17 protein-coding genes and 1 pseudogene are annotated in these 21,851 nt (G+C 69.3%); 5 read left to right on the top strand and 13 right to left on the bottom strand.

Going from position 1 to position 21,851, the window contains the following annotated elements; all coding sequences use genetic code 11:
- Positions 1-127: 127 nt before the first annotated feature.
- The 13 genes and pseudogenes from AB8K43_RS11120 to AB8K43_RS11060 form a co-directional block, all read right to left on the bottom strand.
- A complete protein-coding gene (locus tag AB8K43_RS11120; RefSeq protein ID WP_138572852.1) occupies positions 128-1,564 on the bottom strand; it encodes a recombinase family protein in 1,437 nt (478 codons plus the stop codon).
- 46 nt (positions 1,565-1,610) lie between these two features.
- Positions 1,611-1,859, bottom strand: a pseudogene (locus tag AB8K43_RS11115) (LLM class flavin-dependent oxidoreductase); the annotation flags it as partial.
- A gap of 153 nt (positions 1,860-2,012) precedes the next feature.
- Positions 2,013-3,860 carry a translation elongation factor 4 gene (gene lepA / locus AB8K43_RS11110; RefSeq protein WP_370894265.1) on the bottom strand — a complete coding sequence of 616 codons (1,848 nt, stop codon included), beginning with the start codon at positions 3,858-3,860 and terminating at the stop codon, positions 2,013-2,015.
- Positions 3,861-4,081: 221 nt separating this feature from the next.
- Complete coding sequence (locus AB8K43_RS11105; RefSeq protein ID WP_370894264.1) at positions 4,082-5,095, bottom strand: ABC transporter ATP-binding protein; 1,014 nt, start codon at positions 5,093-5,095, stop codon at positions 4,082-4,084.
- Entirely contained in the window at positions 5,095-6,717 is a 1,623-nt protein-coding gene (locus tag AB8K43_RS11100; protein ID WP_370894263.1) for an ABC transporter permease, read from the bottom strand. The genes AB8K43_RS11105 and AB8K43_RS11100 overlap by 1 nt, the downstream gene beginning before the upstream one ends.
- A 104-nt stretch (positions 6,718-6,821) precedes the next feature.
- On the bottom strand, positions 6,822-7,856 hold the full coding sequence (locus AB8K43_RS11095) for an extracellular solute-binding protein (protein WP_370894262.1): 1,035 nt from the start codon (positions 7,854-7,856) through the stop codon (positions 6,822-6,824).
- Positions 7,857-8,010: 154 nt separating this feature from the next.
- The gene (gene rpsT, locus AB8K43_RS11090) at positions 8,011-8,271 is read right to left on the bottom strand and encodes a 30S ribosomal protein S20 (protein WP_370894261.1); all 261 of its coding nucleotides are present in this window, start codon (positions 8,269-8,271) and stop codon (positions 8,011-8,013) included.
- A 192-nt stretch (positions 8,272-8,463) separates the two neighbouring features.
- The gene (gene holA / locus AB8K43_RS11085) at positions 8,464-9,447 is read right to left on the bottom strand and encodes a DNA polymerase III subunit delta (protein WP_370894260.1); all 984 of its coding nucleotides are present in this window, start codon (positions 9,445-9,447) and stop codon (positions 8,464-8,466) included.
- Positions 9,448-9,516: 69 nt separating this feature from the next.
- Positions 9,517-10,188, bottom strand: coding sequence for a DsbA family oxidoreductase (locus AB8K43_RS11080; RefSeq protein ID WP_370894259.1), 672 nt, complete (start codon positions 10,186-10,188; stop codon positions 9,517-9,519).
- The gene (locus tag AB8K43_RS11075; RefSeq protein ID WP_370894258.1) at positions 10,185-11,660 is read right to left on the bottom strand and encodes a hypothetical protein; all 1,476 of its coding nucleotides are present in this window, start codon (positions 11,658-11,660) and stop codon (positions 10,185-10,187) included. Before AB8K43_RS11075 ends, AB8K43_RS11080 begins: the two co-directional genes overlap by 4 nt.
- The gene (locus tag AB8K43_RS11070) at positions 11,657-12,187 is read right to left on the bottom strand and encodes a SigE family RNA polymerase sigma factor (RefSeq protein ID WP_370894257.1); all 531 of its coding nucleotides are present in this window, start codon (positions 12,185-12,187) and stop codon (positions 11,657-11,659) included. The genes AB8K43_RS11075 and AB8K43_RS11070 overlap by 4 nt, the downstream gene beginning before the upstream one ends.
- A 251-nt stretch (positions 12,188-12,438) precedes the next feature.
- Complete coding sequence (locus AB8K43_RS11065; protein WP_370894256.1) at positions 12,439-14,448, bottom strand: ATP-dependent DNA helicase; 2,010 nt, start codon at positions 14,446-14,448, stop codon at positions 12,439-12,441.
- 9 nt (positions 14,449-14,457) lie between these two features.
- Positions 14,458-15,066 carry a TetR family transcriptional regulator gene (locus tag AB8K43_RS11060; protein ID WP_370894255.1) on the bottom strand — a complete coding sequence of 203 codons (609 nt, stop codon included), beginning with the start codon at positions 15,064-15,066 and terminating at the stop codon, positions 14,458-14,460.
- Positions 15,067-15,205: 139 nt separating this feature from the next.
- On the opposite strand from AB8K43_RS11060, the gene AB8K43_RS11055 reads away from it, so the two are divergent.
- The 5 genes from AB8K43_RS11055 (at position 15,206) to AB8K43_RS11035 (ending at position 21,810) form a co-directional block, all read left to right on the top strand.
- Positions 15,206-15,679, top strand: a complete 474-nt coding sequence (locus tag AB8K43_RS11055; protein ID WP_370894254.1) for a DUF2871 domain-containing protein — start codon at positions 15,206-15,208, stop codon at positions 15,677-15,679.
- Complete coding sequence (locus AB8K43_RS11050) at positions 15,676-17,343, top strand: DHA2 family efflux MFS transporter permease subunit (protein WP_370894253.1); 1,668 nt, start codon at positions 15,676-15,678, stop codon at positions 17,341-17,343. Before AB8K43_RS11055 ends, AB8K43_RS11050 begins: the two co-directional genes overlap by 4 nt.
- 105 nt (positions 17,344-17,448) lie before the next feature.
- The gene (locus AB8K43_RS11045) at positions 17,449-19,581 is read left to right on the top strand and encodes an MMPL family transporter (protein WP_370894252.1); all 2,133 of its coding nucleotides are present in this window, start codon (positions 17,449-17,451) and stop codon (positions 19,579-19,581) included.
- An 82-nt stretch (positions 19,582-19,663) separates the two neighbouring features.
- Positions 19,664-21,181: a sensor histidine kinase gene (locus AB8K43_RS11040; RefSeq protein WP_370894251.1), complete on the top strand. Its 1,518-nt coding sequence runs from the start codon at positions 19,664-19,666 to the stop codon at positions 21,179-21,181.
- Positions 21,178-21,810, top strand: coding sequence for a response regulator (locus AB8K43_RS11035; protein ID WP_370894250.1), 633 nt, complete (start codon positions 21,178-21,180; stop codon positions 21,808-21,810). The genes AB8K43_RS11040 and AB8K43_RS11035 overlap by 4 nt, the downstream gene beginning before the upstream one ends.
- Positions 21,811-21,851 lie beyond the last annotated feature (41 nt).

Below are 21,851 nucleotides of genomic sequence, written 5' to 3'. Positions count from 1 at the left end.
GCCCGACGTACGCCGAGGCATCCGCGTCAAAACCGCATAAGCTTCGCGGGCAAAACTATGTGAGGCATCGACAACCTTTCGCGGGCATATTGACATGAGGCATTACGCTGACGAGTCGACTCGCGTGTCAGTCGCGACGCGGCTCTATTCGAATGAGGTCGGGGTCGAACTTCACGTGACCCGGCGCGATGGGTTCGATGGTCACCGTTACCAGCTCGTCCACGAGCATCCGGCGGCGGTCCATGTCCAAGGCCTTCCACTTCGACTCGACGACCTCCCGGCGCTCCATGGTGCCGAGCGACTCGTCCACGTCCCCCAGCAGCTTCGCCGCCACCGACACCGAGCGGTCGAGTATCTCCGCGTCGATCTGGTCGATGCGGGCCTTTCCGCCCCTGATCGCCTCCGTGATCTCCAGGACGGGCTGGCGCACGTCCAGCAGCAGCGGGCTCAGCTCCTTGACGCGCTCGACCAGAGCGTTCCGCTCGGTCAGCAGCGCCTCGCGGTCCGGCCCGTCGTCCTCCTGCGGCATCACGAGGTCGTGCACGTCCACCGACGACAGGCGGGTGAGCACCGCCTCGGTGACCATCGCATCGACGGGCTCGCGCTGGCGGGTGAGGTGGAACTGCTCGCCGCAGCGGTACGTCGGCTGCTTGCGGCTGTTGGTCCCCGAGACGAGCGTCGCGCCGCACTTCCCGCACAGGCCAATCGTGGACAGGAGGTACTTCGGCTGGTTGCCCTGCCTCGCCGACCTCCGCACGTTGTCCTCCAGCTTTGCCACCGCGGCCCGCCACGTCTGCTCGCCAACGATGGGCGGGAACGCGTCGCCCTGCACCGGGTACAGCTCGCCCGAGGCGTAGTGCTTGATGTAGCCAGCGTAGAGCGGGTTCGCCAGCAGGTACCGCACGGCATCGACGGAGAACGCCGACCCGCGCGCGGTCAGATGACCGGCGCTGTTCAGGTCCTCGCGGATGCGACGGATCGACAGCGACGGCTCGCCGAGGAACGCATCGAAGGCCCGCCGTACGGCGTCGGCCTCCGCCTCGATCAGCTCACCCTCCCTCGTCCAGCCGAACGCCTTCCAGGAGGACGCCGGGATGCCCTCGGCGCGGCGGCGCTCGTTCGACCTGATCTGACGCTCCGCCTTGCGGCGCGCCTCGAACCGCGCGAGAGCGGCGAGCATCGTCGCCCGGAACTCGCCGTCCGCCGTCGAGAGGTCGATCTCGCCGTCCACGGTGACGACGCGCAGGCCGAGGTCGATCAGCGTGTTCAGGTCCTTCGTGCTGCGCAGGAGGCGGTCCATGTCCACGGCGACGACCATCGAGAACCTGCCCGCGCGGGCGTCGTCCAGCATCTCGGCCCACCGGGTGCCAGCGCGGCGCTTCTTCGTCGCCGACACAGCGTTGTCGTCGTAGACCTCGACGACCTCCCAGTCCTTGGCCTCGGCGAGAGCCCTGATCTTCCGCAACTGGGTCTCGACCGTCCACCGGTCGCCCTTGCGATCCATCGAGGCGCGGACGTACGCGGCGACCTCGTTCGTCTTCCTCAGCGATACCAGTTCAACCATGCAACCAAGCTTACGTGAACGAGTGTTGCAACCGCGATATAAGCTAGCGCATGTCGATCACGCCGGTGCCCATCTCGATCCGGCTCGTCGTCGCGCCGACCGCCGCAAGGAGCGGGAAGGGCGAACCCAGCTGGCGTGCGAAGTGGTGCACGCGGAAGTACGCGCCGTCCGCACCGACCTCTTCGGCCGCTTGCGCGAGCTCGATGGATTGGGTGAGGACATCGGCGGCAGAGCGGGTCGCCGAGTGCGGCGAGTCACTCCAGTGACCAAAGGACAGGAAGCCAATCTTCTTCATGATTCAACTAACGCCCCGCCAACCCCCCGCATTCCGCCGCCCCGCCCCCTCCCTTCCTGACTTTGCTTAAGCAACGCCTCGTTGCTCACCCTGGAGGATGAGCAACGAGGACGTGCTTAAGCAAAGACGGCCGAAGGGGGGGCGGGAAGGGGGTTACTTCTTGTCCTTGGCGCCGGAGTCGTCGGAGGAGAGGGCCGCGATGAAGGCTTCTTGCGGCACCTCGACGGTCCCGATGTTCTTCATCCGCTTCTTGCCCTCCTTCTGCTTCTCGAGCAGCTTGCGCTTGCGGGAGATGTCACCGCCGTAGCACTTGGCGAGGACGTCCTTGCGGATTGCGCGGATGTTCTCGCGGGCGATGATCCGAGCGCCGATGGCGGCCTGGATCGGGACCTCGAACTGCTGGCGCGGGATGAGTTCCTTCAGCTTGGTCGCCATCATCGTGCCGTAGGCATACGCCTTGTCCTTGTGCACGATCGCGCTGAACGCATCGACGGTCTCGCCCTGGAGCAGGATGTCGACCTTGACGAGGTCGGCGACCTGCTCCCCCGCCTCCTGGTAGTCCAAGGAGGCGTACCCGCGGGTGCGCGACTTCAGCTGGTCGAAGAAGTCAAAGACGATCTCGGCGAGCGGAAGGGTGTAGCGCAGCTCGACGCGGTCCTCCGAGAGGTAATCCATGCCGCCGAGTTGGCCTCGCTTGCCCTGGCAGAGCTCCATGATCGCGCCGATGAACTCGCTCGGCGCGAGGATCGTGGCCTTGACGATCGGCTCGTGCACCTCGGCGATCTTGCCTCCGGGGAACTCGCTCGGGTTCGTCACCTCGATGTGCGAGCCGTCCTCCATGACGACCTCGTAGACCACGTTGGGCTGGGTGGAGATGAGGTCGAGGTTGAACTCGCGCTCCAGTCGCTCGCGCACGATCTCGAGGTGGAGCAGGCCAAGGAAGCCGCAGCGGAATCCGAACCCGAGCGCCGCCGACGTTTCCGGCTCGTAGACCAGCGCCGCGTCGTTGAGCTTGAGCTTGTCGAGCGCGTCGCGCAGGTCCGGGTAGTCCGACCCGTCGATCGGGTAGAGCCCGGAGAAGACCATGGGTTTGGGGTCCTGGTAGCCCCCGAGCGCCTCGGCTGCGGGCGAGGCCGCCGAGGTGACGGTGTCGCCGACCTTGGACTGGCGCACGTCCTTCACGCCGGTGATGAGGTACCCCACCTCACCGACGCCGAGGCCCTTACTCGGGACCATCTCGGGCGAGATGACGCCGATCTCGAGCAGCTCGTGGTGTGCTTTGGTCGACATCATCGCGATCCGCTCGCGCGGGCTGAGCTCACCGTCGACGACCCGCACGTAGGTGACGACCCCGCGGTAGTTGTCGTAGACCGAGTCGAAGATCATCGCTCGCGCGGGGGCGTCGGCGTCACCGACGGGCGGGGGGATCTGGTGGACGATCGCGGCGAGGAGCTCTTCGACCCCTTCGCCGGTCTTGCCGCTCACCTTCAGCACATCGGAGGCATCGCAACCGATCAGGCCCGCGATCTCGGCGGCGTACTTCTCGGGCTGCGCGGCGGGCAGGTCGATCTTGTTCAGGACCGGGATGATCGTGAGGTCGTTTTCCATCGCCAGGTAGAGGTTGGCGAGGGTCTGCGCCTCGATCCCCTGCGCGGCGTCAACGAGCAGGACCGCCCCTTCGCACGCCGCGAGCGAGCGGGAGACCTCGTAGGTGAAGTCCACGTGGCCGGGAGTATCGATCATGTTGAGCGCGACGACCCCGGTCTCCTCGGTCGTCCACGGCATCCGCACGGCCTGGCTCTTGATCGTGATGCCGCGCTCGCGCTCGATGTCCATCCGGTCGAGGTACTGCGCCCGCATCTGGCGCGCCTCGACGACGCCGGTGATCTGCAACATCCGGTCCGCCAGCGTCGACTTGCCGTGGTCGATGTGGGCGATGATGCAGAAGTTGCGGATCTGCTCCGGCGGCGTCGCGCTCGGGGGCAGCGCCGTGGTGGCCATGGGTGACACGCAGGAGTACCTCGTCGGTCGTCGTCTTGGGCAATCGGTGGGCGCGGTCCCCGCGGAAGGGGGATCAGCGCGCCCTTCATCCTCCCATGAGCCGCCCGAAGACGGCGCGTCGTGCGCGCTCGCCGCGGTGACAGGGTCGCCCGAGGCGGCGAAGTCTCCGGAAACTCCGCGATTCCCGCGGAACTCCAGGAGAAATCCGGAAGTTCCGGGGGTCAGGGCTCGCTCGGGAACACCCGCAGTGGGCCGTCGAGACTGATCGCGACGCGCGCGCCAGTGACCGGCGGGGTGAGGGTGCGCACGGCGAGTGAGGACCCGGCATCGAGGACGATCTCGACGAGCGAGTCGTGGCCGAAATATCGGACCTCGCCCACGGTCCCCGGCACCCCCGACCCGACCGGCCCGATCCGCAGGTGCTCGGGACGAATGGTGGCGATCGAGGGCCCGCTCGGCGCGGTGACATCGCTCGGAAGGGGGCCGAGCACCGTCCGACCATCCCGGACCGGCAACTCGACCAGGTCTCCGACAAAGCGGGCGACCTCGAGCGTGGCAGGCGCGGCGTACAGCTGCTCCGGGCCGGCGTGCATGACGACCTCGCCCTGCTCCATGACGGCGACCGAGTCGGCCATCGACAGGGCCTCCTCCTGGTCATGGGTCACCATCAGCGCGGTCGCGCCCGCATCATGCAGGGCCCGCCGCACATCGACGCGCACGGACGCTCGCAGAGCGGCGTCGAGCGCCGAGAAGGGTTCGTCGAGCAGGACCAGCGAGGGCTCGGGGGCGAGAGCACGTGCCAGCGCGACGCGCTGTTGCTGCCCGCCAGAGAGTTGGCTCGGGTGGGCGCCCTCGTGACCAGGCAGTCCGACGAGGTCGAGCATGTGCGCGACCCGCGCTCGCTTGGCCCCCTTCGAACCCGTGAGCCCGAAGCCGACATTGCCGCCCACATCAAGGTGCGGGAAGAGTGCCCCGTCCTGCGGCACGATCGCGATCCCCCGGCGCTCCGGCGGCACATGCGTCCCGGGCGCCGCCACGAGGCGCCCGCCGACGCGCACCTCGCCGGCGTCCGGGTGGAGGTGGCCAGCGAGGACTCGGAGCAAGGTGGTCTTGCCGCACCCCGACGGGCCAAGCAGGACCGCGAGGTCTCCGGTGGGGATGGTCAGGTCCACTTCGCGCAGGACCTGCTTCGCGCCATAGGACTTGCTGACGCCGGTCAGGACGACGTCGGACATCAATCCCCCTTCGGCGTCGTGGTCTTGGTGGCGAGCGCGCCACTGGTGCGCAGTAACCATACGGTCGGGCCGATCCCGAGCAGGACGAGGGCTGCCGCGTAGGGCGCCGCTTCGCCGTGAGCGGCGACCGAGGTCTGGGTCCACAGGCTCGTCGCGAGCGTGTCGACGCCGGTCGGGCGGAGCAGCAGGGTCGCGGGGAGCTCCTTCGCGCAGGTCAGCATGACGAGCGCCGCACCGGTCGCGATGCCAGGGGCAGCAAGCGGCAGGGTCACGGCGCGCCACGCCCCGCCGCGCGAGCGCCCCAGGGAGCGTGCGACGTCTTCGAGCACCGGGGGGCTGAGGGCGATCGATGCCCGCACCGCTCCGACCGCGGCGGGCAGGAAGAGCACGACATAGGCGACGACGAGAAGGGGGGTCTGCTGGTAGAGCGAGGGCACGACCCGCACCCCGAAGAAGACGAGCGAGAGGGCGACGACGATCCCGGGCAGCGCGTGGCCGGACCAGGTCGCGGTCTCCACGGCGCGGGAGAAGCGGGTCCGATACCGCACCGCGAGGATCCCGACCGGGACGGCGAGCGCGGTGCACGCGAGGGCGCCGAGCGCCGAGAACTGGACCGTCGCGAGCGTGCTGCGCACGAGCCGCTCGGTGTCGATCCCGGCGCTAACACTGACGCTCACCCAGCGCACCAGCCCCCCAAGGGGTACCCCGAGGGCGAGGATCAGCAGGGCCGCGACGCCAGCGAGCGACGGCCAGCGATAGCGGCCCAACCGGACGGGTTGTTGGGTCCCCGCGACCGCGGCACCGACGCGCGCAGTTTCGACACCGCGCCGGGCGCGACGCTCCCCCAGGGTGATCACGACGGTGATCGCGACGAGGAGGCAGGCGTAGACCGCCGCCGGGGTGCGGTCAAAACTCGCGGTGTAGCTCGTGTAGATCACCCGAGTGAAGACCTCGGCCCGCAGCAAGGACACGGCCCCGAAATCGCTCAGGGTGTAGAGGGCGACGAGCAGCGCACCGGAGGCCGCGGCAGGGCGGACCTGGTGCACGGTCACCCGGCGAAAGGCGCCCCAGCGCCCGCAGCCCAACGAGCGCGCCACCTCTTCCTGCGCCGGATCGACCCGGCGCATGGCGGCCGCGACCGGCAGGTAGACATACGGATAGGAGACGAGCGTGAGGACGATGCTCGCGCCGAGGAGACCGCGGGCCCACGGCGCCGTGGTGAGCCAGGTGAAGGCCGCGACATAACTCGGCACCGCCAGCGGCAGGCCGAGGAGCACCGCAAATACCCGACGCCCCGGCAGGTCGGTGCGGGTCACGAGATAGGCCGCGCAGGTCCCAAGGATCAGGCTCGCCGCGGTGACGACGATCGTGAGCGTGAGGCTGCGCCCGATCAACTCGATCGTGCGGTTCCGCGACAGGATCTCCAGCACCCGGGGTCCGCCCGCCTCGACGGTGCGGACCACCAGATAGCCAAGCGNGACGACGATCGTGAGCGTGAGGCTGCGCCCGATCAACTCGATCGTGCGGTTCCGCGACAGGATCTCCAGCACCCGGGGTCCGCCCGCCTCGACGGTGCGGACCACCAGATAGCCAAGCGGGAGCAGCGCGATCCCCGCAGCCACGAGGGCGGGGAGGATCAGCGAGAAGGGGGTCCGCGCTCCCCCCTTTGCCCAACGCCACGAGCGCGCCCGGATCCGGGCGCGCTGTGGCGTGAGAGCGGAGGAACTCAGGTCAGGCCCACCTGGTTCAGCAGGTCAAGGGTGGTGGGCAGGGAGTCGAGGTCGTTGAGGTCCACCGTGGAGCCCTTGAGCTCGGTGAGCGGGGGCAGGTCGTGCTTGGTCGAGGTGACGCCCTCGACGACCGGGTACTCCGCGGTCGTGTCAGCGAAGTAGGTCTGGCCCTCCGTCGACAACAGGTAGTCGACGGCCTTGCGGGCGGCCTCGGACTGCTCGGTGCCCTCGATGATGCCGACGCCGGCGACGTTGATCAGGGCGCCCGGGTCGTCGCTGTTCAGGAAGCGGATCTTGGAGGTCACCTGGTCAGCGCCCTTCTCGGCGACGAGCTCGTACCAGTAGTAGTGGTTGATCAGGCCCAGGTCGACCTCGCCGTCCTCAACACCCTGGAGGATCGCGCCGTTCTTTTCGTAGATCGTCGGCTTGTTGTCCTTCAGCGCGCTCAACCACTCCTTCGCGCCGTCCTCGCCGTCGACGACCCGCAAGGCGGTGACAAAGGACTGGAAGGAGGCGTTGGTCGGAGCGACCCCGACGCGGCCGGAGTACGACGAGTCGACGACCTCATCGATGGTGGTCATCTTCTCGACCTCGGGCGCCTTCTTCGGGTTGTAGACCACCACGCGGGCGCGAGCCGAGGTCGCGACCCAGCGGCCGTCCTCATCGGCGTAGCCCGGCAGGACGGCGTCGGTGACGGACTGGCCGAGGGTCGCGAGGCGCCCTTCCTTGGCGAGCGCACCGAGGGCGCCAGCGTCCTGGCTCAAGAAGAGGTCGGCCTTGGTGCCGTCGCCCTCTTCGAGGATCTGGGCGGACATCTCGGCGGAGTCGCCGTAGCGCACCTCGACCTTGTGACCGACGGCCTTTTCCAGGTCGTCAAGAAGGGGGCCGACGAGCTTTTCGTTGCGGCCCGAGTAGATCACCAGGGCCTCGTCGCTCGCGGCGTCGCCGGACTCGGCGCTGGAGCCACAGGCAGCGAGGGCGAGCGCGGCGGTGGCGGTGGTCAACGCGGCGAGCGCGCGGGTGATCCTCATGGCGGTAGTTCGTCCCTATCGACGGCAACGGTGGGCGGCAACGTGGGCGACGCTATGAGGTAAGGCTAACCTCACGCAAATCGACGTCGATAGATGAGAAGGGGGCCGATCACCTCGCGGTGATCGGCCCCCTTCTCAGAGCGGTTTGGGCCGCTTAGAGCGCGCCAACCTTCTTGGCCAGACGCGACTTCTTGTTCGCGGCCTGGTTCTTGTGGATGACGCCCTTGGAGACGGCCTTGTCGAGCTTCTTCGACGCGGTCTTCAGCGCATCGGTCGCCTTGTCCTTGTCGCCAGCCTCGACGGCCTCGCGGGTCTTGCGGATCCAGGTGCGCAGTTCCGACTTCACCGAACGGTTGCGCTCGGTGCGCGCCGCGTTGGTCTTGATCCGCTTGATCTGGGACTTGATGTTCGCCACAGGTAGTTCTTTCAGTCGTTGGTCGATAGGTGCCTAGAGGGCGGCAGGACCTCTCGGGACACCGGCGTGGGGATACCGTTTCGAAGAGAGGTTTCCTGGGTACTGCTCTGCGATGCGCGCACGACCTAAAGCGCGCACGCAAGCGACCAAGGTACCAGCGATCAGACGGCGCGGGCAAAACGCGCGGTCCGGCTAGCTCCCGTGCTCGCGACAGATCGTCAGGACGGCGCGTTCGACCGCGTAGACCGGGTCGCGCCCGCCGCCCTTGACGTCGAAGTCGGCGGCGGCGACGGCTTGGATCGCGCGCCCGAGGGCTTGCCCGTCCCACCCCTGCAGGGCGCGGCGTGCCTTGTCGACCTGCCAGGGCGCGAGCCCAAGTTCGCGGGCGAGGTCACCGGAGCGCCCGCGCCCCGCTCCCCCGACCTTGGCGAGTTGACGGAGTTGTTGCGCGAGGACGGCGACGATCGGGACCGGGTCGACGCCGACCGCGATGGCGTGTCGCAGCAAGCGCAGCGCCTCGGCGGCGTTGCCGGCGACGGCGGCATCGGCGACCTTGAAGCCGGTCGCCTCGACCTTGCCCCCGTGGTAGGTCTCGACCACCCCTTCGTCGATCAGACCGGTCGTATCGTCGACGAGCTGCTGGCAGGCCGATGCGAGTTCGCGCACATCCTTGCCGACGGCCTCGACCAGGGCCTGGATCGCCCCAGGTGTGGCCTTGCGCCGTGCCCGGCGGAACTCGTGGGTCGCGAAATCGGTCTTATCCCGATCCGATTTGATCGCCGGCGCGTCGAAGACCCGCGCTCCCCCCTTCTTGACCGTGTCGAGCACCTTCCGGCCCCGATTACCGGAGGCATGCCGCACGATCAGCGTGATGCCGTCCTCGGGGTGCGGGAGGTAGGCAAGGAGATCCTGTTGGAGCGCATCCGGAGCCTCGTGGAGGTCCTCAATGACGATGGCCTTGTCCTCGCCGAAGAGGGACGGGCTCGCGTGGACCGCCAGATCCCCCGCCTCGTAGGTGGCGCTCACCACCGAGACGACCTCGGTCTCCGGGGCGGCGACCTTGAGGTCGGCGAGGATCTGCTCGAGGGCTCGCTCGGCGAGGATCTCCTCCGGTCCACTGATCAACACGAGCGGGGGGACCCGGCTTTGGACGTCGACGGTCTCGGTCACGGTCACGGGCGCCAGCCTGCCACGAGCCACTGACAGCGGCCCCGGGAACCACCCCGGCGCCGCCACCGGCGGGATCTAAGCGCTCTCGGCGAAGGCCTGCTGCAGCGCCTGGGTGAAGACCTCCGGGGGTTGCGCGCCACTAACGGCCAGGCGCCGATCAAGGACAGTGAAGGGGACGCCGCTCACCCCGATCTGCTGTGCCTGCGCCTCATCGCCGCGCACCGCATCGGCGAACTGGTCGCTACCAAGCATCTCGCGTACCTCGTCTTCCGGCAGCCCGATGTCGGCGCCGAGCCGCACCAGAGTCTCGTGGTCACTCACGACCTCGCCGTCGGAGAAGTACGCGCGCTTCAGGCGCTCATCGGCTTCGCTCCCGAGACCATGTTTCGCCGCAAGGTGAATCAACCGGTGCGCATCGAAGGTGTTGACCGGCTGCGCCTGCTCCCAGTTGAAGGTGAGTCCGACGGCCTCGCTCGCGGCCGCGATCTGTTCCTGGCTCGCGACGGCCTGCTCGCGACTCATTCCGTACTTCTTGGCGAGAGCGTCCACGAGAGGACCTTGCGGGTCGGGCGAGGAGGTGGGGTCGAGTTCGAAACTGCGCCAGACGACCTCCACCTCGTCGCGGCGCTCAAACCCGTCCAGGGCTTGCTCGAGGTTGCGCCGACCGAGATAGCAGAAGGGGCAGATGACATCGGACCAGATTTCAATCAACACATCAGGGGGCAACGGCGGCTCGGCACAACTCATTCCTCGGCAGGAGCCCCCCGACCCTCGATCCCCAGGTTCCGGTCGCGAGCCCGGGCTCGGACGCCATTTCTTCGTCCCACCCTGACACCGACGACGGCGAGCACGGCGAGCGCGAGGCCAGCAGCGACTAGTTCTCGCCACCACCACGAGAACCAGTTGTCGCTCGTGCCCATGACCGATGAATGACCCTCGCCCGCAAGGGCATCGGAGGCCCAGGTCGTCGTGTTCAGGACGCCCAGGCGGGGGTCCATCACGACCCAGGGGGGACGCACATCGATGCCCGGAGCTCCCTGCCCCGCAGCCGTGGGGGTCGCGGAGGCATAGGAGAGTCCAGTTACACCCCCGTCACCCTGGCCAGCCGCGGACGACGGTTCCTGACCGGCGCGGCGGTCTACCCACCCCCACGGAATCACCGCTCGGCCATCGCGGGAGACTCCCAGCCAGCCATCGTTCGATCCCAGGTAGCCGACCGGCTTCGGCGACCGCAGTTCCATCCCGTCGATGGCGTAGCGGATCACCGCTGCCTCACCCGAGACCCCTCCGTCGAGGACCAACAGGTCCAGGGATCGTCCGCCGTCGGCGAGGGCTCCCCGCTGCTCCGGCTGGCGCCCCGACAGCCCGCCGGCGATCACTCCCTTCGGTTCGGTGAGTATTTGCTCGTGGAGGACCTGACCCTTAGGCGAGACGATCCGGGCAGTGGTGGCGTCGCCAATCACCTCGAAACAGACAATTTGATCATCGCGCAGCCAGGCAGCCGGACCTTCAGGACACGCAGCTGCGGGGAGACGATCGATCGATCCGTCGGGGTTCAGCACCACCCCAGTAGTGCTTCCGTCGACGATCTGAACCATCGCCGTGCGGTCGTCCGGGCTGATCCAGCCCACTTGCGCCGTGCCATTAACCCAGTCCTTCCCGGCAGGTTTGACCGAGGGGTACTCGCGGCGCTCGCCCGTGACGAGGTCGTGGATGACATACGGCCCCTTCGCGTCGGTGAAGTAGGCCAGGACCGTCCCGTCTGCCGACACGGTCGGCGGTGACGCTGGCCCGAGGTCGGCCAGAGGCCGCTCGGTGCCCGATACGACGAAAACCGTCCCTTGCTCGGTCACGACCCGGATCGCCGAGCGCTGGCGATCGGCGTCGCTCCAGCGGTAGGCCATCGCCACCGGCCCGGGTCGTTGCGGCATGGGCCGGACAAGCCATGGCTCCTCAATGCGTTCTGGGTATCCAGCGACGCCGACCCGGGTCACCGTCCCATCGGCGGGGGCGAGCGCTCCTGACGAGGGCAACAAGGGCGCAACAATCACGGCGATCGCGGTGACGATGGCCGCAGCAGCGGCGACGGTGACGGCCATCCGCCCCCTGGCTCGACGACGGCCGAGCGCCCAGGCGGCGGCGGCGACCTCGTGGTCAGACCTGGATGTAGGCCCGTGCGAGTCGGCAGCACTGGCGAGCAGTTCGTTAATGGATCTCATGACGTGCTCCCCGTTTCGGAGGGTGCCAACGCGTCGATGAGCTCTGGCGCCAACACCTTGAGCCTTTCGATCGCGTGACGTGACTGCGATTTGATCGTGTTCACCGAGCAGCCGAGGGCGACCGCCGCCTGCCTTTCAGTGAGGTCCTCGTAAAAGCGGAGCACGAGCACGGCCCGCTGGCGGGGTGTCAGACGACCCAAGGCCTCGAGCAGCACCAGCGCCTCGTCGCTCGCGGAGGTCTCATCCCGCTGGATCGGACGGTCCGGGACCTCGCCTAGAGTCTCCGCACGCCGCGCTCGGCGCCGCCAGTCATCGACGGTGAGCCGGTAGAGGACCGTGCGTGCATATGGCGTCGGATCGCCGCCGCGGACGATGCTCCGCCAACGCTCAGCAACCTTGACCAGGGTCTCCTGGACCGCGTCTTCAGCGCGACCATGATCGCCGCCACAGAGCAACACCGCCGTCCGCAGCAAACCGGGACGAGCCCGGCGGACCCACGCCTCGAAGTCCTCAGCCGTACTACTCACGCGGTCTCCTCTTTCGGGTTGGTCGCCATCGTGGCCGACGTGGCGGCGCGCTCGCACCTCGAACCGTGAGCCGGAGACCCAACTCGTGCGGGTGGCGATGAAGCCAGTTCCAGCGGAACCATCTGCCGACGTGTCAGCCCGCATCGAGAGAATGCTGAACTGGGACATGTCGCTCACCTCCGCCCGCGAAACGGATCAGCCGCTTGACACCCCTTACACGCTCGCCAACCCGCCCGCGGGTGGAAGCGGCGTCACCGACGCGGTAACGGATCGGCCACGACAACCGGCGGCGGGGCCTCTTCGTCGAGACGACGAAGGGCGCCGAGCACCAACTCGCGATCCACCGTCGGCCAGAAGGGGGGCAGCGAGCGCTGCAGGAAGGGGGCGTACCGCGCGGTCATCATTCGGCTGTCCAAGAAGGCCACGACGCCCCGGTCGTCCGCGCGGCGGATCAACCGGCCCGCACCTTGGGCCAGACGCAGGGCGGCATGGGTGGCCGACACCGCCATGAAGCCATTGCCGCCCCGGCGAGCGATCGCCTGGCTGCGCGCCGAGGCGAGCGGGTCGTCGGGCCGCGGGAAGGGGACCCGGTCGATGAGGACGAGCTGGCAGGACGAGCCGGGCACATCGACGCCCTGCCAGAGGGTCAGGGTGCCGAAGAGGCAGGTCTGCGGCTCGCGAGCGAACTGGCGCACGAGCGTCGTGACCTGATCCTCACCCTGGCACAGGATCGGGAACTCATCCCCAAAGCGCTCTCGCATCTCCTCACTCGCCTGACGGGCGGCGCGCATGGAGGAGAAGAGGCCGAGCGTGCGCCCACCCGCGGCCCGGATTAGCGCCTCCATCTCATCGAGGGTCTCGGGCGCGAGCCCATCGCGACCGGGGGGAGGGAGGTGGCGCGCGACATAGGCGATCGCCTGGGCGGGATAGTCAAAGGGGGAGCCGACGTCCAGCCCTCGCCACGCCGGGGCTTCGGGTCCGCGCAGCCCGACCGTGCCCGCGACAGCGTCGAAGGTCCCGCCAAGCTCGAGGGTCGCCGAGGTCATCACCACGGTCCGCGACGGTCGCCCTTCGGCGTCGGGGTCATCACTCGCCGGCTCCCCGAAGATGTGATCGCGCACGAGCATCGCGACGCTCATCGGCGCCACGCGCAAGACGGTGCCGCGTCGCTCATCTCGGCTCACCCACAGCACGTCGAGCTCGCGCTCGTCGAGGATGCGCGCGGCCGTGTCGTCGAGTTCGTCGAGGGCCGCGAGGGCGACCTGGCGGCTGCCGTCGGGCTCGGCCCCCTTCTCCGGTTTGAGTTCGGACTGCAAGCCGCGCACGGCCTCGCGCAGTTGCTGCAGGGCGAGGACGAGGGCATCCGGCAGGCCGGTTGTGAGGCGCCCTTCGGGAGCGCCAGCGAGGACGGTCTCGAGGGATGCAGCGGCGTCATCGAGGGCCTCGGTCGACCCGGCGAGGGAGCGTGACCTCTTAGCGGCGCCCTGGATCGCGCCCACGGTGAGTTCATCGGTGATCGTCGAGGTCACCCGATCAACGAGTTCGTGGGCTTCGTCGATCACGAGGACATCGTGCGGGGGCAGGAGCGCACGCCCTTCAAAGGCATCGATCGCCATGAAGGAGTGGTTGGTCACGATCAGGTCGGCGTCCTTGGCCGCTTCGCGGGCACGCTCGACGAAACACTCCGAGACCATCGGGCAGCGGCTCCCAAAACACTCCTGGGCGCTCACCGACACCTGCCGCCAGGCTCGCCCGCTCACTCCGGGGACGAGCTCGTCCCGGTCACCGGACTCGGTCTCGTCGGCCCACTCACGCAGGCGGACGATCTCCTTGCCGAGCCAGCCGGCCTCGCTGTCGACCTCGCCCACCTCGATCAGGCCGTCGTCGTCGGGGAATCCTCCGGCCAGTTTGTGCGCGCAGAGGTAATTGCGCCGACCCTTGACGAGGACATAACTCGGCTCGCGCCGTAACTCGGAGCGAAGGGCCTCGGCGAGGCGGGGTAGGTCGCGGTCGACGATCTGTGCCTGAAGGGCGAGGGTCGCCGTGGCGATGACCGCCGGGCGGCCGCTGCGCTGGGCGTGAACGAGGGCGGGGACGAGATAGGCGAGCGACTTGCCGGTCCCCGTGCCGGCTTGGACGAGCAGGTGCTCCTCGGCCCGCAGGGCTTCGTCAACGGCGCGGGCCATCTCGACCTGTCCCGGACGCTCGGTGCCGCCGACGCCGGCGACCGCGAGGCGGAGGAGGTCATCGACGTTGGGCACCGGGTCAGCCTATGCGCTCGCCCCTCCCGACCCCGGGTTATCCACCGTGGTGACAAGCAGGTGGCGCACGGCGCCAAGGACGGTCTCGCACACCATGATCGGGTCATCACCCGCGTCAATCCGGGCCATCCCCGCATCGACGAGGCGCCGCGTCATCTCGGTCAGAAGGGGGGCACGCTGCGGATCGAGCTGCTGCCAGGCGCGAGCGAGCAGGCGCCCCAGATCTCCATGGGCCTTCGCGACCTCGTCGTTGCTGGTCTCGCCAAGGCCCGCCCCAAGGGCTACCAGCCACGCGTGGCCGGTCGCCGCTGCCTCATCCAGGTTGGCGCGCGCCCAGGCCAGGACCTGGTCGGACGGGTTGTCCTCTGCCGCAACGGCATCGCCCACTGCGGCGGCCCAGGACGGCAAATAGCGCTGCACCACCATCGCGTGCAGATCTTGGACCGATGAGACGTAGCGGTAGAGGCTATTGCGGGCGATGCCGGCGCCCGCGGCGACGGCGCTCGCGGTGACCGCCGACACTCCCCCTTCGCGCGCCAGGGCCTCGGCGGTCTGAGCGATACGCGACAGCACGTGCTCCCGGTGCTCGGCCACCGTGGCGGCCTGGATCCGCGGCATGCGGCTCCCTTCTCGTCGGAATCCACCGAACGGTTGATGCTCGGACCAGGGACGGGCCGACCGTTTCGGACTACGCTCGATCTTAGCGACAGTGCGTCTCATAAGAGGCGCAGCCCCGACCGCCTGAGGAGCGCAATCCATGCTGAAGACCATCTATCGAGCCGCTGTGGCCTGGACCGCCGTTGGTCTGATCGGTGGGCTCTTTTACCGAGAGTTCACCAAGGCGCAAGGCGTCGATGGGGGCACCCAGCTCGCCCTGCTCCACACCCACGCGCTCACCCTCGGCACGATGACGATGTTGATCTTGCTCGCGCTCGTCGCGACCTTGCGGATCGATGAGTTCAAGAACTTCACCGCGGGCTTTTGGACCTACACCGCCGGTGCGGCGCTCACCTCGATCATGCTCACGGTGAAGGGGTCACTGCAGGTCCTCGGATCGGCCGCCGCGGATAGCCCCGCGATCGCGGGGATCTCGGGGCTCGGCCACATCACGATCACCCTCGGCCTGATCCTGCTGCTGATGGCCATCGGGGCCGCCGTGAAGCAGGCCTCCGCAGGGTCGGCCACGTCCGCTCCGACTCTGTCGCCGGTCAGCGCGAGCGACGAACGATGAGCACCCCCACCCCGGCCCCCGACCTCGCGACCACCCCCGACCCCCGCCGCTGGTGGGGGCTCGGGGTTCTCGCCGCGGGCCTGTCGATGATCGTGCTCGACGGCACGATCGTCGGGATCGCGCTGCCCGCGATCATCACCGACCTGCACCTGAACCTCACCGACGCCCAGTGGGTCAACAGCCTCTACGCGGTCGTTTTCGCCGCGCTGCTGCTCTCCTTCGGCCGCTTAGGCGACCGGGTCGGTCGGCGCAATGTCTTTACGATCGGCGTCGTCGTCTTCGTCGTTGGCTCCGTCATGGCCGGGATGGCCGATGGCGCGGGTGCCCTGATCGCCTCGCGTGCCCTGCAGGGGGTGGGCGGTGCCATGGTCCTGCCGGCCAGCTTGTCGTCGGTCAATGCGACCTTCCGCGGCAAGGACCGCGCCGCCGCCTTCGGTGTCTGGGGCGCGGTGATGGCGGGCATGGCCGCGGTCGGCCCCCTTCTCGGCGGCTGGCTCACGACCACCTTCGACTGGCGCTGGATCTTCTACGTCAACGTCCCGATCGGGGTCGCCGTCGTGATCGGCGCCTTCCTCGTCGTCCCCGAGACCCGAGGCTCCGGCTTTAAGCGCGGGATGGATGTCGACGGTCTGCTGACGAGCGCGCTCGGCTTCGGCCTGCTCGTCTTCGGCCTGATCGAAGGCTCCGACCTCGGCTGGTGGCGCCCCCTTCGCGACTTCACGGTCGCCGGAGTGACCTGGCCCGCCACCGCGCCGCTCTCGCCGGTACCCGTCGCGATCGCGATGGGCCTGACCTTCATTGGCCTGTTCATCATCTGGGAGCGGCACCGTGCCCGCGTCCAGCGCTCGGCGATCCTCGACCTGCACCTCTTTAGTTACGGGACCTTCTCGTGGGGCAACCTCACCGCGATGACCGTCGCGGTCGGCGAGTTTGCGCTGGTCTTCGCCCTGCCGCTCTACCTCGTCAACGCCCTTGGCCTCACGATCATGCAGGCAGGGTGGGTCCTCGCGGCGATGGCGATCGGCGCCTTCATCGCCGGCGCCCAGGCCCGTCACCTCGCGGCTCGTCTCGGTGCCCCCGGCGTCGTCGTCCTCGGGCTCGGGCTCGAAGTTGTCGGCGTCGCCCTGACCGCCTTCGCCGTGCGCCCGGACGCCTCGCCTTGGCTCGTCGCCGCTCCGATGGTCGTCTACGGCGTCGGCCTCGGGCTCGCCTCGGCCCAACTCACCTCGACCGTCCTGTCGACCGTCCCGCCAGCCGAGTCGGGGTCTGGATCGGCAACTCAGAGCACGGTGCGCCAGGTCGGTTCGGCGCTCGGCAGCGCGCTCGCCGGAGCGGTCCTTGCCGCCGGTCTCGGCCACTATCTCCCGGCACGTCTGGCCGAGGTGAGCGGGCTCCCGAGCAACGCGGCAGCGGGGCTCGCCGAATCGACGGCCTCCTCGGCTGGCGGAGCGATCAACGGCCTCGCCGCACAGGGCACGCACGGGCAGTTGGGCGCGCTCGGACCGCAGGTCGTCGACGCGCTGTCGGCGGGCTTCGCCGACGCAACCCGGCTCGTTGTGCTCGCCGCCGCGGCGGCACTCCTCCTCGGTCTGCTCGGCGCCACCCAGGTCGCCCGGGCGGCCCGGGCCAACGCCCGCCAGGCGTCGTCAGCGGAGGCCCCCTGACCCCTTCGGCTCCCGATGAAGGGCCGTCACTCAACCAAACGATGGAGGCCAGGTCCGGCCATTTGCGCGATGTGCCGGACCTGGCCTTCGCGGTCTCCTAGATAGGTGACCACTACTGCGCCCCCCACCAGAGATCCTCGAGCCCACCGCGACCACCCCGAAGGCGGCCCCACCTGGCCGCAGCGGCTGTCGACGAAACTGACCTCGAAGTGGGGTGCCCGCGCCAGCGTGCTCCTCGGGATCCTCATCGCGACGATCGTGATGGGCGCGCTCGCGACCGTGCAGGCACCCCCGCGTGGCGACGGCGTCCCGACCGACGCTGAGGCCGCCGTCGTCGCCGCCGAACTCGCGAAGCTCCCCGACAGTGGCGTTGCGCCCGTCCTCCTCGTCGCGACCCCGACCTCGGGCGAGAAGATCACCGAGGCCCAGTTGGACGAACTGCGCACCCTGGGCCAGCAGCTCGGCGAGCAGACCGGCCATGAGGCCTCGCCGCCGCGACCGAGTGAAGACGGTCAGGCCGCGATGGTCGCGCTGCCGGTAACGCTCGGCGCCGAACTCTCCGACGACGCCGAGACGGTCAAGGCCGTGCGCGCCGCGATCGCCGACAACCCTCCCGCTGGTCTCGACGTCGTGGTCACCGGCGGACCCGCCTTCGGCGCCGACATCGCTTCGGCCTTCGACGGAGCGAACATCACCTTGCTGCTCGTCACGGTCAGCATCGTCGCGATCTTGCTGCTCCTCACCTACCGCTCCCCCATCTTGTGGTTGGTCCCGCTCACCGTCGTCGCCTTCGCCGACCAGGTCGCCGGGCGCGTCGGTGATGGTCTTGGGAACCTGTCGGGTCTGGACTTCGACGCCGGCATCTTGAGCGTCCTCGTCTTCGGTGCTGGGACGAACTACGCCCTGCTCCTCATCTCGCGCTACCGCGAAGAACTGCGGGTCGAAGAGGATCACCGCGTCGCGATGAGCCGTGCCTGGCGCGGCAGCGCGCCTGCCATCCTCGCCAGCAACCTCACCGTCGTCCTGGCGCTGCTGACCCTCCTCCTCGCCGTCGTCCCGAGCACCCGCGGTCTGGGCCTCACGTCCGCAGCGGGCCTGCTCGTCGCGCTCGTCGCGATCTTGCTCGTCCTGCCCGGCGCGCTCGTGATGTGCGGACGCCGCGTCTTTTGGCCGTTTATCCCGCGAGCCGGTGACGGCGATGACAGCTCCGATGGCATCTGGGGCCGGATCGCCGCGCATGTGGTGAAGCGTCCGGTCGCCGTTCTCGGCGGCGGTCTCGCCCTGCTCGCGATCCTCGCCTCGGGGCTCATCGGGACCCGGGTGGGCCTCAGCCAAGAAGACTCCTTCCGCGGCGACACTGAGTCCGCGACGGGCCTGGTCACGATGAGCAAGCACTTCCCCGCTGGCGAGGCCGCCCCCTTCGACGTCGTCACCGATCCGGCCCACGTCGAAGCGGTCACCACTGCGGTCGAAGGGGTCCCCGGCGTCGACCAGGTCATCCCGCCGCGTGAGGCGACCGGCGATATCGCGCGCATCACCGTGATCGGGGCGCCCGCTCCGGGCACCCCGGAGAGTCTCGACCTGGCCCGTGACCTGCGGACCGCCGCGCACGATGTGCCCGACGCGAACGCGCTGGTCGGCGGCGGGAGCGCGACAACGCTCGACGCTCAGGACGCCGCCTCGCGCGACCTGCGAGTGATCGTCCCGCTCGTCCTGCTCGTCAACGTGGTTGTCCTCTTCTTCCTCCTGCGCTCCGTCGTCGCCCCGATCGTCCTGCTCGGCCTCAACGTCGCGAGCGCGGTGGCCGCGATGGGCTTGGGGTCCTTCCTCAGCGAGCGGGTGTTGGGCTTCCCGGCGCTGGACTCGGTTGTGCCGCTCATCGCCTTCCTCTTCCTGGTGGCGCTCGGGATCGACTACACGATCTTCCTCGTGCACCGGGCTCGGGCCGAGGCCCGCAGGCTCGGGACCCGCGATGGGATGGTCAAGGCGGTCGGGCGCACCGGTGCCGTGATCACGAGTGCGGGCATCGTCCTCGCGGCGGTCTTCGCCGCGCTCGGGGTGCTACCGCTGGTGCTGCTCGCGCAGGTCGGTCTGATCGTCGGTCTCGGCGTCCTGATCGACACCCTGCTGGTGCGCACGATGCTCGTGCCCGCGGCGGTGGCGCTGCTCGGTGACCGCTTCTGGTGGCCCGCCACCGTCAAGCCCGCCGCTCCCGCCATCGAGGCCGACGCGCGCTGATGACGAGCGAACGGGCCCGGACGATCGGCGTCGAGACGGCGGCGATCGGTCTGGGCCCGCTCGGACCGGTAGCGTCGAGGCCATGGCCGAGCGCGAAGGATCCGTCAACGCGCTCGGCCACGCCCGCCTCCACGCCATGACCCGCGATGGCGCCGCCGGGATCGCCGCGACGATCCGGGCTTTGCAGCTTGGTCAGCACACCCTCTTCGTCGTNCAGCAACCCCCCCCCCCCCCCCCCCCCCACGCCCGCCTCCACGCCATGACCCGCGATGGCGCCGCCGGGATCGCCGCGACGATCCGGGCTTTGCAGCTTGGTCAGCACACCCTCTTCGTCGTGTTGGCGCTCGTGTGCTCGGCACGCTCGATCTCCGCCGGGACACCGTGGTGGGCGCAGATCCTCGGGATCGCAGCCCTCGGCGCCTGGTACGTCTACGGGATCGTTCTCGCCCGCGGCGCCCGCCGCCCCCCTCCCCCTCCTTCCGCAAATGCCCGGGCATTTGCGCAAGAAAATGCCCGGGCATTTGCGAAGGAGGGGGCCGGAAGGGGGGTCATCGCGGCGCGCTGGTGGCTGCTTGGGCTCACCCTCGGCTGGATCGGCCTGGTCGTGCTGTCAGCGGAGAATGTCTGGCTCGCCTTCCCCCTCTGGCTGCTCGCCGGCCACCTCCTCCCCCTTGGGCTCGCGGTGGGGCTCAGCCTGCTCATCCTGGCCGTCGTCGTGGTGGCGCCGATGCAGGCGGGACGGACGAACTTCGCCGCCATCATCGGCCCGCTCGTCGGCAGCATCGTCGCGCTCGGAGTCGCCCGCGCCCAGGACCGCCTCGTCCGGGACTCGATCGAACGCCAGGAGCTCATCTCGCGTCTGGTCGCCGCGCAGGAGGAGACCGCTGCCCTCAGCGATGACCTCGCCCGCAGCGAGCGCGAGGCCGGTGTCCTCGCCGAACGCTCCCGGCTCTCGCGCGATATCCACGACACGCTGGCGCAGGGGTTCTCTTCGATCCTGCTCCTCGTGCGCACCGGTGCCGACGAAGAGGACCCCGAACGACGGGCCCGGCTACTCCGCCAGATCGAGAGCACCGCGGCCGAAGGACTCGAGGAGTCCCGCCGCGTCGTAGGCGCCCTCGCCCCCAGCCAACTCGACGACGACAGCTTGGTCGCCGCGCTGCGACGCCTGGTCGATCGTCTCGCCGACGAGACCGGCATCGAAGCCGATGTCGTCGTCGGTGGACCGCTACCCGCCCTTCCGACCTCCACCGAGGTCGCCCTGCTCCGCACCGCCCAGGGAGCACTCGCCAACGTCCGCCTGCACTCCGGCGCTCGCCGGGTCCGGGTGAGCATCGACGACGTCTCCGATCCCGAAGGGGGACGCAGCGTGCGCCTCGACATCGTCGATGACGGCCGTGGCTTCGACGCCCACACCTGGAGGGAATCCGCGGCGCGGCGCTCCCCCCTTCGCGGCGGCTATGGCCTGGCCGCGACGGCCGCGCGGTTGCGGGAGATCGGCGGCACCTTCGAGGTGGAGTCGGCCCCAGGAGATGGCACGGCCCTCTCCGCCGATGTCCCCCTCACCACCCCGGCCCGAGCTGGCGAGGAGAACTCATGAACAACGCCCCGGTCCGCGTGGTGGTCGTCGATGACCACCCGGTCACGCGCTTCGGTGTCGTGATGATGCTCTCCCAGCACGACCTCACGGTCGTCGGGGAGGCCGCCACCGGAGAGGACGCCATCGACGTCGTCGAACAGGCGAACCCCGATGTCGTCGTGACCGACCTCCGGCTCGGTCCCGGCATCGACGGCGTGGGAGTAACGACCGCAGTGCGGGCGCTGCCCAATCCCCCTGCCGTTCTCGTGCTCACGACCTACGACACCGACCGGGACATCGTCCGGGCCGTCGAGGCCGGCGCGGCGGGCTACCTGCTCAAAGACGCTCCGCCCGCGGACATCGTCGCCGCTGTCCGCGACGCGGCGCAGGGGCTCACGGTCCTCGCCCCCGCGATGGCCCAGCGCGTCGTCACCCACCTGCGCAGCGGCCGCGCCGAACTCAGCGAGCGCGAGCTGGAGATCTTGCGGCATGTCGCCGACGGGATGACCAATAAGGAGATCGCGCGCGCCCTCTTCATCAGCGAGGCCACAGTCAAGACTCACCTCGTGCACGTCTTCACCAAGCTCGGCGCCGAATCCCGGACTGCGGCCGTCGCGATCGCTCGCAAGGACGGCCTGCTCGACGAATAGGCGGCCGCGATCGGAAGGGAGTGTCGCCAAAGGAGACACGG

It is taken from the genome of Janibacter sp. GXQ6167, from assembly GCF_041365945.1.
Lineage (GTDB): Bacteria > Actinomycetota > Actinomycetes > Actinomycetales > Dermatophilaceae > JBGFSK01.
Note: the sequence above shows the minus strand (reverse complement) of the source record. Positions and strands in the feature narration are given on the sequence as shown.